The following is a 14,767-nucleotide window of genomic DNA, read 5'->3' on the forward strand; positions in this document are numbered from 1 at the left end:
ATTCATTAATAAAACAGTTAACAATATATAATAGATATTATAATAAGTAGTGTTACTTATTGTAATAAATTTCAAACATTTAAAATTGTTAGTATAAAACATCACATTTATAAGTTACCGTTCGTTAACATTACCACTCCTACAATTAAATTAACGAAGTAATTATGAAAAAATATTTATTACTAGCAACTACGGCAACCATGTTGTACAGCCGTGAAATCAGCTTTTCAGAGTTACAAACCTCCGCTTCAGAAAACTCCCACCGTCTTAAACTCCGCACTATCGATACCTCAATTGAGCTGGCAAGGTTGGATAGCGTCTATTCCGCTCTTTATCCTCAGCTCTTACTAGGATATAGCGGAGAGTATAACAAAAACCTCGACAAAGCAACTTCGGGAACCCTTTCGGTCGGGGGAACGACTATCAACTCCGGTGTTCAGAACAAAGACTCAGTAGCATTAAGTCTCAATTACGAACTCTATCACTTCGGTACCACCCTCAAACAAATCGAGATGTCACAAAAAGAGATCGAGTCTAAAAAGCTCGAAGTGTGTAACGAAGAGACCAAACTACACTTAGAACTCTTAGATCATTACGCTACTGCCCAAAAGGCTCAAAGTGAATATCGTTATAAGAGCCAAATGCACACACTGCGTCAAGAACTCTATAGGCTCAAACAACGTCTCTACACAGCCGGTAAAGAATCACGTGTATCGGTAGGAGATGAAGCGATACGTCTGATCGACCTCGAACGTGAGATTGAACATTCTCAAATGAGTTATGATGAGAACCTCATAGCCCTCACCAAACTCTCCCATATCGACCTCGATCTAAAATCAACCCAACTGCTCCCCCTAACCACTAAACCCGAAGAGATACACCTCGGCAGTTTCGAAGAGAACTCCCAAGCACGTCAATACAAAGAGAAGATTGAGCAAAAGAATGCCGAAATCTCCCTCAATATCCGTACCCAGCTTCCGGTACTGTCACTCTATTCCAACTATTACCTCTATGGCTCTGATATGCACAATGCCTACAACGCATTTCAGGATATTAAACCCAACAGCTGGAACGCAGGACTTAGCCTGAGATGGAATCTGTTCGAAGGGTTCAAATACAACAGTGAGTCCGCACGTCTGTATTTCGAGAGAGATCGGTTAAACGAAGAGTACGCATTAGCAAAACGAGAATTCGACACCCAAACCCAAACCAAACAACAACATCTAGAACGTCTAGCCATGCTGACCAAAAACGAAACCGAAGCATTAGCTGAAACCCACAACAAGATTATCATGACCCAAAGACTCAGAGCACAGGGTGAAGCAGACGCCGTGAGTGAGGTAAGTGTAAAACTAGAGGGATTGGAGAGGGAATTGACATTGGAATCTGAGACGATACAACATGCTTATGAAGCGGAAGCACTGAAATTACAGCATAGAGGGGGGAACGAATGCACGCCACGCTAACTGCTAGTGGCGAAACACATCCGTTAGGAATACATGGATTTCAATGTTGCGGTTTTGATTTTACATTACCGCTGATGACACTATTATAACAATCAAACCACAAAGGAAAATTCTAAACATGGACACCAAACCCCACGTATTTAATGAACAAGACCTCGTCAATGCTCAACAAGCACTGAGTAAATTGCCGATCCTCGGACCTGCAATATGGCTCTATGCTAAAGATCCTGTACGTAGATACACGTTTATCGCCGAAACGGATTTTACGATCATGCCTCCGATCATCCTCGATCAATGTCGCCTCTATACCCGTAGCCAAATCCCGTTTGCCTTTATCACTTGGGCAAAAGTGAGTGACGAGGTTCATCAGCGGCTCCTCTCGGGTACTCCGAAAATAGCTCCTCATGAATGGCAAGGGGGAGAAAATATTTGGCTGATCGATATCGTTACCCCGTTCGGTCAGAGCGAAGAGACGATCAACGAAATGCTTGCCCTCTTTCCCGGAAAAAGAGTCCATGGATTCGCTCCCGTACCCGGTGCCAATCCTCCGATTCGGATGATGACTTGGGATGTGGTTGATAATGCTGAGTAAGTATGAGATATTCAGTAACTCTACCGTCGCACTGGGGCGCAGAGGACTCGCGGGGATGAGTTATGTGAATAATCTGATTGAGATTAGGAGGGTTGAGTGAAAATTGATGAAGTAAGCTTTTGGCTTGTTTTAAGAAAAACATTTTGGAGTCTTCTTATTCGTCGTGATAAGGTAGGTTCGTTATGGTTTAGAACAAGACCTTTTTTGTTTTTTGGTTTTCTTTTATCATTGCCAATTGTCTTTCCACTATTTTATAGTAGTTATATGGACTATAAGATTTTATTTCCTACAACGGAAAAAATGATTATTAGTGAAGGAAATTTCAGTGAAGTAAAAATAAATAAAAATTTCTACTATCAATTGATCACAAACAGTGGAAATAAGATCCGTTTCAAACATAATTTTGTAACTGAACAAGGGACATTCTATAATGATAACACAAGAGAATGGTTAAGTCATCCTGCAACCGTACAATGGTTTATGCTACCTTCAGGGCAAGGGTTTATCGTTGATTTATGGATGAATGGAAAACAATATATGAATATAAATCAAGCACATAAACATTTTGATAGACTTGCAAATAATAGTGTACCACTTAGTATGATAATTATTTGGATTGGCGGATGTTTATTGTCAGCAATTTCAGAATTCATGTATGTAAGAAAAAAACTAATAGAGGAGGACAAACATGGCGAGTAGTAATGCGTTAAAAGCAGTAAATTTAATATACCAAGAGGGAGCAACAGCTACCCAAATTACAGATGGATTTAAAAGCTTATTCTCGGATTCTAATACTTCAACTGAGGCTGTATTAAATACTACTGCTGGCAGTACTGGGATAGCGGGTGCAATAACTTCGTTTGCTGCCGTTACAAGTTCTTTGGCAAGTGAAGGAGCCATGACTACTAATGTATTGAAAATTGGTTCAAAATTACTTGCTTTACCCGCAGGAGGAGCAAATATTGGGTTATTTGTTAATGAAGCATATGAGACTGGTAGTGTAAGTAGTGTAAAAACCAATACAGGCTTGAATGCATTAGCTGGATTAGCAGGGATAATAGCCGTCTTACCAATTGCGGGAGGTGTAGCGATAACTTTTGGTGCTGCTGCAGTTATATTAACAGGGTATGCATTGATTCGAGGAGGTAACTCAACAATTGAACAAGATGTGACCAAACTAAAGTCCCTTCTCCCCGATAATCCTACTGCTGAACAAAAACTTCAATTGGCAGAAACTATTGATGCCATGTTCAATCGTACAGCAACACAGTTTAGTGTACCAGTGATAGATCCTAATAGTGGTGCCGTAACTGGATTTCGACTTGAGAGTGCAGAGCCTAAAGATATGGGGAAAGGAATAACTCGCTATGAATTTTCTGATGGTACAGTATTAGAACAGCAGCACACATATAGTTATTTTGAATCTGAAACAGGAATGACAGTTACTGTTTTTCCAACAGTAGGAGGCTATAATAATATCTGGTCCATAGGAGATTTAAAAATAAAATCCGATGATTATGGAAATACCAGTATTTCCAAAGTCGATAGCTCAGGCAGAGTGCTTGAACAATCTATGTCTGTTGACAAAAACCAAGGGAGCTATACAGCAACTATTACTTATGCAGGGCAAACCGTTATCCAACGTGTCGGTGGGACTATAGCAGGGCAGAAGATTGATGCAACCTTTACGGCAGATTCGAATGGTAATCTTCAAATTTCATCAGTTGATTTAATTAATGGTCAACCTCCGCGTGATGCAGCGGAAGCATTAGCGGCATTAAAAGAAGCTGGTTTAACAAGTGATACACTAAGCAATGGAACGACTGATGCTATTTTGGCTAAAAATATTAGTAGTGTGGCATCCGCTTATGATGTTGTAAACAATACTACTTTGCAAAATGTTATCGACGGATTTACACATTTCCAAAGTTACATTAACAACAGCGATACGTCTAAAGCAATAAACACCTATGGACCTTCGCTTATAGATGCACTCTCACTCATAAGAGCGATGCAAACCGGACAACCACTGTCAATTATATCCTCAGGGATTCATTTGGCAAACGATATTAGTAAGTTGACATCTACTACTAAAAACTATACTTTAGACGGAATATCGAATGCTGCATCGGGAGTGCTGAGTATTTTGAGTTTGGATGCTGCCCTTAAACGAGGAGACGGATGGGCAATTGCTACCTCTTCAGCTTATTCGATTGCATATGCAGCAAGTGCTTACGCGAGTTTCGCATCAGGAACAAGTGCAGCATTTGCGGCAGAGATAAGTACAACATTATTTGGAACGGGAGGTGTTCAACTAGGTAATGGTTTGACGGTAGCCAATGGTGCGTTACCCTATCTTAGCCTTGCTGCTGCTATTGCAGTCGGAGATGAAGTAGGAATTGCTGTAGCAGCTATTTCAATATTTGTTCCTGCTGTTGGTATTGTATATGGTATCTACAGTATGATCGATAGCCTCTTTGGCGGAGGCGATGTACCTAATCCATGGGGAACCGGCAAGTTCGTATGGGACGGAACGAATGTCACGTTCCAAAGCGCAGGCGAGACCGGCGGAAACGAGGCTGTCAGTGGTCTGATGAACAATATTCTCACCGCATTAAATAGTATGATCGAAACTCAAAATTCCAGTTCTGATTTAAAACTCGGAATCATCGCAAATCGTATGCCGAATATCGGATACGATACTTCAGGGTTCCATTTTACCGATATCGATCCTTTGACCGGTAAAGAAAAATTCCCGACACTTCGTTACGATGTATACGGTAACCCATATAACGCTGCTGTAGGTTCACCTGAATCATTTATTTCCTTGGGCGAAGCTATTATGAGCTCAGCATTGTATCGAGAAGCGATTGCTCCGATGTGGGAGGTAGAAACAGCTAAAATCCAAACGGACATCGGGATGCGAAATGCCGGATTAAGTGAAGAAGAACGAGCGGCTAAAGATGGAAAAATAGCAGTTGCCCTCACCGGTGATACCCAAATCTTCCGTCCTGTGGTACTCGATTTAAACGGTGATGGTATTCACACTATCGACAAGGCAACATCAGGAGTCAGTTTTGATGTTGATAATTCAGGGTTTTTCAAAGAAACGGCTTGGATTAGTAAGCAAGATGCCTTTTTAACACTGGATCGCAATTTTAACGGTGTGGTCGATAGCGGCAAAGAGATGTTTAGTAACTCTGCCGTAGCGCTGGATCGTAGAGGACTTGCAGGGATGCAATGGGTCGATGCCAATAATGACGGAAAAATTACCTCGGCTGATCCGGTATGGGAAGCATTAAAAATTTGGCAAGATGCCAATGGAAACGGACAAGAAGAGACGACTGAGAGCTTTTCACTCACTGCACTAGGCATTACTGAGCTTGATTATACCAAAGGGAGCTTTACGCAAAACGGTATTGTCAAAAAAATGTCGAGCGAAGATCTGAGTGCCGATACCGAAGGTTTGACTGTAAACATTATTCCGGGCGGGATATTAGCTACAACAAGCAAAGGTGAGACCTCATTATTCGTTGATAAAGTTTATGATTTATCGGCTATACAAGCAGGGCTAGACCATATATGGGGTTATGAGGATACCGAATTAATCGCTAATGGAACAGATTTATTGGCAAATGATGTGATAGGAACCAGTAAGCAAGACTTGACATTGAAAACGGTATTAAATGCTCGACATGGAACGGTGTCATTGGATGCCAATGGATTCGTCCATTTTACTCCTGAAGCCAATTATGCGGGAACCGATGCCGGATTTGATTATACGACTACAAATACCGCCGGACAAGCAGGAACCGGATCGGTTAAAATCACTTTGCTAAACATCGACGACGCGCCGACAGCAACGGTTAATCATACTAAAAGACCTATTTATGGGTATATGTACACATCGGGGATATTGGCGGGTACATATTATGATCATCCTATTAGTATGACTATTACTCCATTGAAAGGAGGAAATCAAACTACTATCGTAGCTCAACCAGTATACGAACCGTATACCACTATTAGTAATTCTTTTCAAACGATTAATGGGAAACTAACGTATGGACAAACTACTACATTACATGACACTCCCGTCGCTTACGAGGACACTGGAAGCGGACATATCGTCGGAAGCGATCTAGATGATTCAGTCAGCTCATTAACCTATGAAGTGATCGGTAAGCCTCAATACGGTGAAGTGATTTTGGATAAAGAGGGACATTACAACTACATCAGTTGGTCAAGTCAAGGTGTAATATCTACGACACCTATGCTAGGATCTGGAATAGATCAAGTTTTTCTGCATGCTGATGGTTTGTTGTACCCTGAGACGGATGCTTTTCAAATAAAAGTCATGGATTCTTCTGGTGCTTATTCTATTGTAACAGTAACGGTTCCCCATATTGGAACCTATAGACCGGCTACACCTACTTCGAGTGGAATTAATAAACCTTTATATTTGAATGATGCAATAGGCGCTCATTTTATTGGAGATGTAGGCGATAATGTATTAAACGGCAGTGGCGGTAGTGATTTGATATCCGGCGGTTTAGGAAACGATACTCTTAATGGAAACAATGGAAACGATACCATCTTAGGAGGCGTCGGTAATGATGTGCTAAACGGCGGTGGTGGAAATGACACCATGTCGGGAGGATTAGGAAATGATACCTATGTAGTAAATAGTGCCGACGATGCTGTAATAGAGTATGAAGGCGAAGGGTTTGACACCGTACAATCAAGTGTATCCTATAGATTAGGGATGAATTTGGAGAACTTAACACTTTTAGATGTGGAAATTGTCAGCTTGATTCCTTCTCTAAAACCTGCTTTTCCTTCTATCCCTTTATTTGGAGTAACAGGTATTAATGGATTCGGAAATAATTTAGACAATACAATCATTGGTAATAAAGATAATAATATTCTTGAGAGTGGAGCAGGCAATGACGTCCTTGATGGCGGAGCAGGTACAGATACCCTCAAAGGGGGAACTGGAGAAGACATCTATATTGTAGACACTACAACCGATAGCATCGTTGAAAACGCCAGTGAAGGAATCGATACCGTACAATCGAGCGTTACATATACGCTTGGTGCAAACTTAGAGAACCTGACATTGACAGAAACAGCAGCTATCAATGGAACGGGGAATAGTTCGGATAATATTCTCATCGGGAATAGTGCCAATAATGTTCTAACAGGTGGAGCCGGTAATGATACACTCGATGGTGGAACTGGCAACGATACTCTGATGGGTGGAACCGAAAATGATACGTATGTTGTAGATACTACAACGGATAGCATCGTGGAAAATGCCAATGAAGGAACCGATACCGTACAATCGAGCGTGACGTATACCCTAAGTGCCAATGTTGAGAACCTCACTCTCACGGGAACAGCGGCGATCACTGGAATCGGTAACAGCCTCAACAACGCCCTGATCGGAAACAGTGCAAATAATAGCCTCAATGGAGGCACCGGAGCCGACACCATGATGGGTGGAGCGGGTAATGATACGTATTACGTTGATAATATAGATGATAAAGTCATTGAGACAACAACTGCAACCAGTGGGATTGATGCGGGTGGAAGTGATCAGGTTATTAGTACCGTAAGCTGGACATTGGGAGATTACGTTGAAACTTTACGGTTAAATACAACCAATGCAGTCAATGCAACAGGAAACAGTCTGAATAACGTTATCTATGCCGGAGCAGGTAATAATGTGATGGATGGAGGTGCCGGAACGGATACTCTATCGTATTATTATGCAACAGCAGGGGTAGAAGCGAATCTATCACTTACCACAGCCCAATTAACCGGAGGATCAGGTAGCGATACTATTTTAAATTTTGAAAATTTATATGGTTCCACTTATGCTGATACCCTTGTCGGAGACAGTGTTAATAATACGCTCAACGGTAACCTTGGCGCTGATACGATGATGGGGGCAACAGGAGATGACATATATATTGTCGATAATATTGATGATATTGTTATCGAGAATGCGAATGAAGGAGTTGATATTGTGCGATCAAGTGTTAGCTATACACTTGGTGCCAATATAGAAAATTTGTTCTTGTTTGGCTCAGACAATATTAACGGTGCGGGGAATACTCTAAATAACGCTATATATGCCGGAGGAGGTAATAATGTGATGGATGGAGGAGCCGGAACGGATACTCTATCATATTACTACGCAACAGATGGAGTAAGTGTGAATCTATCACTAACAACAGCACAAGCTACCGGAGGATCAGGCAGCGATACCATCTTAAATATCGAGAATCTAACGGGGAGTAATTACAATGATACTTTGATCGGAAACAGTGTGAACAATACCCTCAACGGGGGTGCCGGAGCTGATACTATGATGGGTGGTGCGGGAAATGACACCTATGTCGTTGATAGTATCGGTGATGTCGTAACTGAAAACGTGAATGAAGGGGTTGATAGAGTTATATCAAGTGTTACTTATACGTTAGAGTCAAATTTAGAAAACTTGACTCTGACCGGAACAGCGGCAATCAATGGAATCGGAAACAACCTTAACAATTCTCTAGTGGGTAACAGTGCAGATAATATCCTCAATGGGTTAGCCGGTGCGGACGTAATGAGCGGAGGGGCTGGAAACGATACATATTATGTAGATAATATCGGTGACACAGTCATTGAAAATAGCGCTGAGGGAACCGATACGGTTGCGAGTACCGTATCTTATAGCTTGAGTGCCAATGTTGAAAACCTTGTTCTTTATGGAACGGCTGTTATCAATGGCGTTGGAAACAACCTTAACAATTCTCTAGTTGGTAACAGTGCCAATAATACCCTTAACGGAAGTACCGGAGCCGATACTATGCTGGGTGGAGCGGGTAATGATACGTATTACGTTGATAATATAGATGATAAAGTCATTGAAACAACAACCGCTACCAGTGGGATTGATGCGGGTGGAAGTGACCTGATTATCAGTACCGCCAGCTATACGCTTGGAGATTATGTTGAAAGCTTGCGGTTAAATACGTCCAATGCAGCCAATGCAACCGGAAACAGTTTAAATAATAACATCTATGCAGGTGCAGGGGATAACATTATGGATGGAGGAGCAGGAGCCGATAACCTCTCCTATGCCTACGCAACTTCCGGAGTAACAGTAAACCTCGGAATCACCACTGCTCAAAACACCCTCGGTTCAGGTATCGATACCATCCTAAATATCGAGAACCTGATCGGAAGTACTTTTAATGATAACTTTATAGGAAACATCGGAAACAATATCTTGGTTGGAAGTAAAGGGAACGATACCCTAAACGGTGGAACAGGTAATGATACCTACGCCTTTAATGTTGGTGATGGAATCGACAGTATATTTGATCACGATATGAATGGAAGTACTAACGGTGGAACTGATAGAGTGGCTTTCTCTACAGGGATTACCGGGAGTTCCGTAGCTTTCTACATGAACGGCAACGATTTAGTAATCTCATACGGCGGAACCGATACGGTTACTGTTAAGAACCAATCCATAGCCGAAAACACTATTGAAAAAGTTTCTCTCAGTGACGGCAACTATCTGACATCCAACGATATCAACACGATTATCCAATCCATGAACTCATACGCATCGTCTCATGATATCGCTATCACCTCTATCGACAGCGTGAAAGCCAATCAAGATTTGATGAACATTGTCGCTGCTGGATGGCATAAGTGATTCTAGTTTCTTTCTTTAAAGTCGGAGGTGCTTCATGCACTCCGCGCTAACCGCTCTCGAAGTCGCGGGCAAACTCAACCGCATTGCAATCGATACCCGTGTCATTATCAAAGAGTATGCTCTCAGCGAGCATGAACCCTCCATCGAAGAGCTAACCCGTATCGCATCAGCCCAAGGATTCCGTGCGGCCATCAAAAAGCTCTCAGTAGAAAAACTCCTAGATGCTTATCCGATGCCGATCATTGTTCAAAAGCATGACGGCACCTATATGAGTATCATCCAAGCCAATACGGAGAAGCAAGAACTTTTAGTTTTTGATATCACCCGTAAAGAGCCTTATATTATGAGCTATGAAGATTGTACCGCTCAAAGCTCCGGTAAAAGCATCGTCCTAAAACACCGTATCCTCAGCGCCGATGCCCGTTTCGGATTCGGCTGGTTCTTCCATCAGATCATGAAATACAAAAAAGTGATGGCAGAGGTGTTGATCGCTTCCTTCGTTCTTCAGCTCTTCGGACTCGTCGCACCGCTCTTTACACAGGTAATCCTCGACAAGGTTCTCGTACATCGATCTATGAGTACCCTCGATGTTCTCGCAGTTGCCTTTATCGCCGTTGCGATATTCGAGCTGATTCTCAACCTGATCCGCAGTTACATCTTCGCCCATACCACCTCCAAGATCGATGCCAAACTGGGAGCAAAACTGTTTCACCACCTTCTCGCATTACCATTCGTCTATTTCGAGAAACGTAAAGTAGGAAACATCATCGCCCGTGTCCGTGAACTTGACCAAATACGCGAGTTTATCGCCAACAAATCGGTCACTCTGATTCTCGATGTATTATTCTCGGTGGTATTTGTTGCCGTGATGCTGTTATACAGTGTCAAACTCACCCTCGTCGTTCTAGGGTTTGTCACGATTATCGCGATCCTCTATCTCGTTATCACCCCTGAGCTTCGCCGCAGACTCGAAGAGAAGTTTCAGATGGGGGCGCAAAGCAACGCTTATCTTGTTGAAGCAGTAACCGGAGTACAAACCGTTAAGTCTCTCGCACTGGAAGGATCGATGCAGCGCAAATGGGAAGATTACCTTGCCCGTTACGTCAATGCAGGATTTCAGCTCTCTAACCTCTCCAACATCCTCGGAGGTATCAGCGGAGCACTTCAAAAGCTCCTTACTATCTCGATGCTTTATATCGGGGTTACTTTGGTGTTGGAGGGGAAACTTAGTGTCGGTCAGCTCATCGCCTTTCAGATGTTCGCAGGACAATTCACCGGACCGGTATTACGACTGGTGAATCTATGGAATGAGTTTCAGCAAACACTCCTCTCAGTGGATCGTTTAGGAGATATCCTCAATACCCCTACAGAACAAACTAATGATAAAGCAATAACGCTCCCTAGTATCCAAGGGAGTGTAACGTTTGATAATATCGTCTTCTCCTATGCTCCCGATTCTCCCTCAGTCCTTAACGGTATCAGTGCTGATATCCCTATAGGAAGCAGTGTAGGTCTAGTAGGAAGAAGCGGCAGCGGTAAGAGTACGATCACCAAACTCATACAGCGTCTCTATATCACCAACTCAGGAACGATCTACATCGATGGGGTAGACATCCGCCATATGAATCCTAAATGGCTCCGTAACAACATTGGAGTGGTTTTACAGGAGAACTACCTCTTTAGCGGAACCATCAAAGAAAACATCTCCCTCTCCCGTCCCGATGCACCGATGGAGCATATCTTAGCATCTTCTCGTATGGCCGGAGCCGATGAGTTTGTTGCTGAACTCTCAGAAGGATACGATACCCAAGTAGGCGAACGCGGTGCCGCACTCTCCGGTGGTCAGCGTCAGCGTATTGCTATCGCCCGTGCCCTTATCACTAACCCACGTATCCTCATATTTGACGAAGCAACCTCGGCACTCGACTATGAATCCGAACGTATCATCCAAGACAACCTAAAAACGATCAAAACAGGACGTACCATGTTTATCGTCGCTCATCGTCTCAGTACGGTCAAGGATTGCGACATTATCATCGTTATGGATAAAGGGCACATCGTAGAGCGTGGCAGTCATGAGGAACTGATGCGACTACAAGGATACTACTACAAACTCACCACTCAGCAAGGTTTATAATAAATGAATTTATTTCACACCAAAGACAAACACGAATTTACCCCGCTCCTCGTAGAGATCGAAGAGCGTCCTACTTCTCCTTTGGGGAGAAGCCTGCTGTGGAGTTTGTTTGCCTTCCTCACCATAGCACTCTTATGGCTGTTCTTTGCCAAAATCGATGTTGTGGTCAGCGCACGAGGCAAAGTTATCCCCGTGGGAGAGATTAAAACCCTCCAACCGGTAGAGACAGGTGTCATCGGCTCGATTTTAGTTAAAGAGGGACAAAGCGTTAAAAAGGGAGAGGTGCTGATGGAGATCGACCCCTCCGTAACTCAAAGTGATCTCGAATCTAAACAAAAGAACCTCTCACTTCTCGAACTGGAAATTGAACGACTCGATGCCCAGATTAACGATAGAGCGTTTCATCCCAATAGCAAATGCCAAGACACTGCCGCTATTGCAACGCAACAGATGATGTACACCTCCGGCAAACTCGCCTACGATCAACAACGTCAAGTGCTCCAAGAGCAGATTCGTCAAAACGATGAAGCAACCGAAACGGCGAAAGCCGATAAAAGCAGACTCAAACAACTCCTCTCCTCAGCAAAAGATCATGAAGCTCGTCTCAAAGAGGTACTCGATATCATCGCCAAAAAAGAGTACGAAGATGCCAAAAACCAAAGAGTAGAGTACCAAGAACAACTCACTATGAAAGAGCACGTTATCGCTCAGTCCCAAGGTAAACTAAACGAACTCACCCAACAGCTCCGCCTCATTACCCAAGAGTACCGAAACAAACTCCTCACCGACCTCACCCAAAAGTCCAAAGAGGCAACGTCACTGCGCACCGAAGTGGAAACCACCCAGTTTCGTAATGCCAAACAGCAGATCATTGCTCCGGTGGATGGTTACGTCGGTAAACTCTTAGTTCATACCGTAGGAGGAGTCGTCACCCCAGCTGAGAAACTCCTCACCCTGATTCCTAAAGGGGTCCCTCTTATCATTCAAGCAACAGTCCTCAACCAAGACATCGGTTTCATCACCAAAGAGATGGAAGCCGCTATCAAGATCGATACGTTCGATTTCCAAAAATACGGACTGCTCCACGGCAAAGTCAAACACATCGCCGATGATGCTATCGAAGATGAGAAACTCGGACCCGTCTATGAGATCACCATTGACCCAAAAGAGACAACACTACGGGTAGAGGGAAAAGAGTTAACCATCAATCCCGGCATGAGTGTCACGGCGGAACTCAAAGTCGGAAAGCGCAGAGTGATTGAGTTCTTTATCTATCCGATGATTAAGTATTTGGATGAAGGGTTGAGTGTGAGATGATTTGTCAAATTGAGATTACAACGTATTGCAACGCTAAATGCTTTTATTGTCCAAATGAATTTCTCGAACATCGGCATATTTCTTTTACGCTTTTTACAAAAATTATCGATTCGTTGCCAACACAGAGTGATTTATTATTGCAAGGAACGGGTGAACCATTGCTTCATCCGCAGTTTTGGGAGATGGTTGAATATGCAAAGCAAAAAACACACAGTATTAGTATTATTACTAACGGAACTATTGCGTTAGAAAATAGCCAATTACAGATGCTAAAGAGTGTTGGTATTTCAATAGATACGCTTTGCGTAGATACAGCCAAAAAAACTGGACGCCCTGATCCTTCACTGATAATAAACAAGTTACTGGAATATCATTCCAGCATTCCCGAAAAGATTAAAATTTTTGCAGTCGATTACGGACAAGAGTTACAGACACTTCGCACTTTTGCATTGCGACATAAAATTATATTATTTGTTCAACATATACAGCCGAAATCATCGTATCAATCACGATATAAGACTAATTTGTTGACATATCGAAATTATCACTGTCGATATATTGAGAACAATATCATTCGATACTTTTTTGTCGATGGCAAAGAAGCTCCATGTTGTTTTATGATTGATCGGCATAAAGCCCTATCGAGAGACGAGGTATTTAAATACCTCTCATCAGGAAATGTACCCGAATGTTGTCAACAATGCGGTGAGTTAACAGGCGTTTCTCGTTTATCTATGCGTTCTAATTCTAAGGTGACGATATGATTAATATTACTGTCGTTGTCCCCGTTTATAATCCTCCAATTCATCTATTCGCTGAGTGTTTACATGCACTTAGAAAGTTGAATCCGTATGAAGTGATATTGGTCGATGACTGTTCTAGCGATAATAAGGTTATTCAAATGGCAAAATCATCAGGATTTCGTTATTTAAAAACGCCATATCAATCGGGACATGAAGGATTGCCGTTTAATATGGGAGTCAAGGCGGCATCAGGGGAATATATTTGCCGTGTCGATCACGATGATGTGCTCCTCGAATTACCGCAAACAATGGATACAGATATATATTTGAATCGCTTAACTCGGGTTAAGGCTCCGGTAGGTATTACAATTGAAGAGTTAATCCTTGCTCCAAGAGCGATAATAAATGGTATGGTAGCTAAAAAAGAGGTGTACTGTCGTTATCCAATGGCAGAAGATGCAAATGTATACGGAGATATCCTTTTTACACTGAGAGTCCTTCATAATCAACATACTTACACACTACATCCAAGTATAAATTATATCTATAATCAACACCCAGCTTCAATCCAAAATTCTAAATCTAATTTTCATAACCGACTTCGTCATATCCAAACAGTAGCGAGGTTTTGCCAGTTAGAAAATATCGAGCCTACACAAGCGATACGGTATCTTGAGATGGCGATGATGAATGTACGGTATGGGAGTGGAAGTCTGAAGCGGGTGATGAAAAAAAGAGAGGAAGGTAAATCATGAATAACTACATCAGTGTCTATGACGATATTCTTAACTTGCG

8 protein-coding genes are annotated in these 14,767 nt (G+C 42.5%); all 8 read left to right on the forward strand.

Going from position 1 to position 14,767, the window contains the following annotated elements; all coding sequences use genetic code 11:
- Positions 1–164: 164 nt before the first annotated feature.
- The 8 genes from PHI47_RS10685 (at position 165) to PHI47_RS10720 (ending at position 14,727) form a co-directional block, all read left to right on the forward strand.
- Positions 165–1,466 carry a TolC family protein gene (locus PHI47_RS10685; RefSeq protein WP_299936999.1) on the forward strand — a complete coding sequence of 434 codons (1,302 nt, stop codon included), beginning with the start codon at positions 165–167 and terminating at the stop codon, positions 1,464–1,466.
- A gap of 118 nt (positions 1,467–1,584) precedes the next feature.
- The gene (locus PHI47_RS10690) at positions 1,585–2,058 is read left to right on the forward strand and encodes a toxin-activating lysine-acyltransferase (RefSeq protein ID WP_299937002.1); all 474 of its coding nucleotides are present in this window, start codon (positions 1,585–1,587) and stop codon (positions 2,056–2,058) included.
- A 96-nt stretch (positions 2,059–2,154) separates the two neighbouring features.
- Complete coding sequence (locus PHI47_RS10695; protein ID WP_299937005.1) at positions 2,155–2,757, forward strand: hypothetical protein; 603 nt, start codon at positions 2,155–2,157, stop codon at positions 2,755–2,757.
- Positions 2,747–9,775: a cadherin-like domain-containing protein gene (locus PHI47_RS10700; RefSeq protein WP_299937008.1), complete on the forward strand. Its 7,029-nt coding sequence runs from the start codon at positions 2,747–2,749 to the stop codon at positions 9,773–9,775. Before PHI47_RS10695 ends, PHI47_RS10700 begins: the two co-directional genes overlap by 11 nt.
- 34 nt (positions 9,776–9,809) lie before the next feature.
- Positions 9,810–11,912 carry a type I secretion system permease/ATPase gene (locus PHI47_RS10705; protein WP_299937011.1) on the forward strand — a complete coding sequence of 701 codons (2,103 nt, stop codon included), beginning with the start codon at positions 9,810–9,812 and terminating at the stop codon, positions 11,910–11,912.
- A 3-nt stretch (positions 11,913–11,915) separates the two neighbouring features.
- Entirely contained in the window at positions 11,916–13,229 is a 1,314-nt protein-coding gene (locus tag PHI47_RS10710) for an HlyD family type I secretion periplasmic adaptor subunit (RefSeq protein WP_299937014.1), read from the forward strand.
- The gene (locus PHI47_RS10715) at positions 13,226–13,993 is read left to right on the forward strand and encodes a radical SAM protein (protein ID WP_299937016.1); all 768 of its coding nucleotides are present in this window, start codon (positions 13,226–13,228) and stop codon (positions 13,991–13,993) included. Before PHI47_RS10710 ends, PHI47_RS10715 begins: the two co-directional genes overlap by 4 nt.
- On the forward strand, positions 13,990–14,727 hold the full coding sequence (locus PHI47_RS10720) for a glycosyltransferase family A protein (protein ID WP_299937019.1): 738 nt from the start codon (positions 13,990–13,992) through the stop codon (positions 14,725–14,727). The genes PHI47_RS10715 and PHI47_RS10720 overlap by 4 nt, the downstream gene beginning before the upstream one ends.
- Positions 14,728–14,767 lie beyond the last annotated feature (40 nt).

Source organism: Sulfuricurvum sp. (assembly GCF_028713855.1).
GTDB lineage: Bacteria > Campylobacterota > Campylobacteria > Campylobacterales > Sulfurimonadaceae > Sulfuricurvum.

What these genes read in the sequence shown, in the direction of transcription:
- PHI47_RS10685 (WP_299936999.1), top strand. Translation starts at nt 165, where the DNA reads ATGAAAAAATATTTATTACTAGCAACTACGGCAACCATGTTGTACAGC.
- PHI47_RS10690 (WP_299937002.1), top strand. Translation starts at nt 1,585, where the DNA reads ATGGACACCAAACCCCACGTATTTAATGAACAAGACCTCGTCAATGCT.
- PHI47_RS10700 (WP_299937008.1), top strand. Translation starts at nt 2,747, where the DNA reads ATGGCGAGTAGTAATGCGTTAAAAGCAGTAAATTTAATATACCAAGAG.
- PHI47_RS10705 (WP_299937011.1), top strand. Translation starts at nt 9,810, where the DNA reads ATGCACTCCGCGCTAACCGCTCTCGAAGTCGCGGGCAAACTCAACCGC.
- PHI47_RS10710 (WP_299937014.1), top strand. Translation starts at nt 11,916, where the DNA reads ATGAATTTATTTCACACCAAAGACAAACACGAATTTACCCCGCTCCTC.
- PHI47_RS10715 (WP_299937016.1), top strand. Translation starts at nt 13,226, where the DNA reads ATGATTTGTCAAATTGAGATTACAACGTATTGCAACGCTAAATGCTTT.
- PHI47_RS10720 (WP_299937019.1), top strand. Translation starts at nt 13,990, where the DNA reads ATGATTAATATTACTGTCGTTGTCCCCGTTTATAATCCTCCAATTCAT.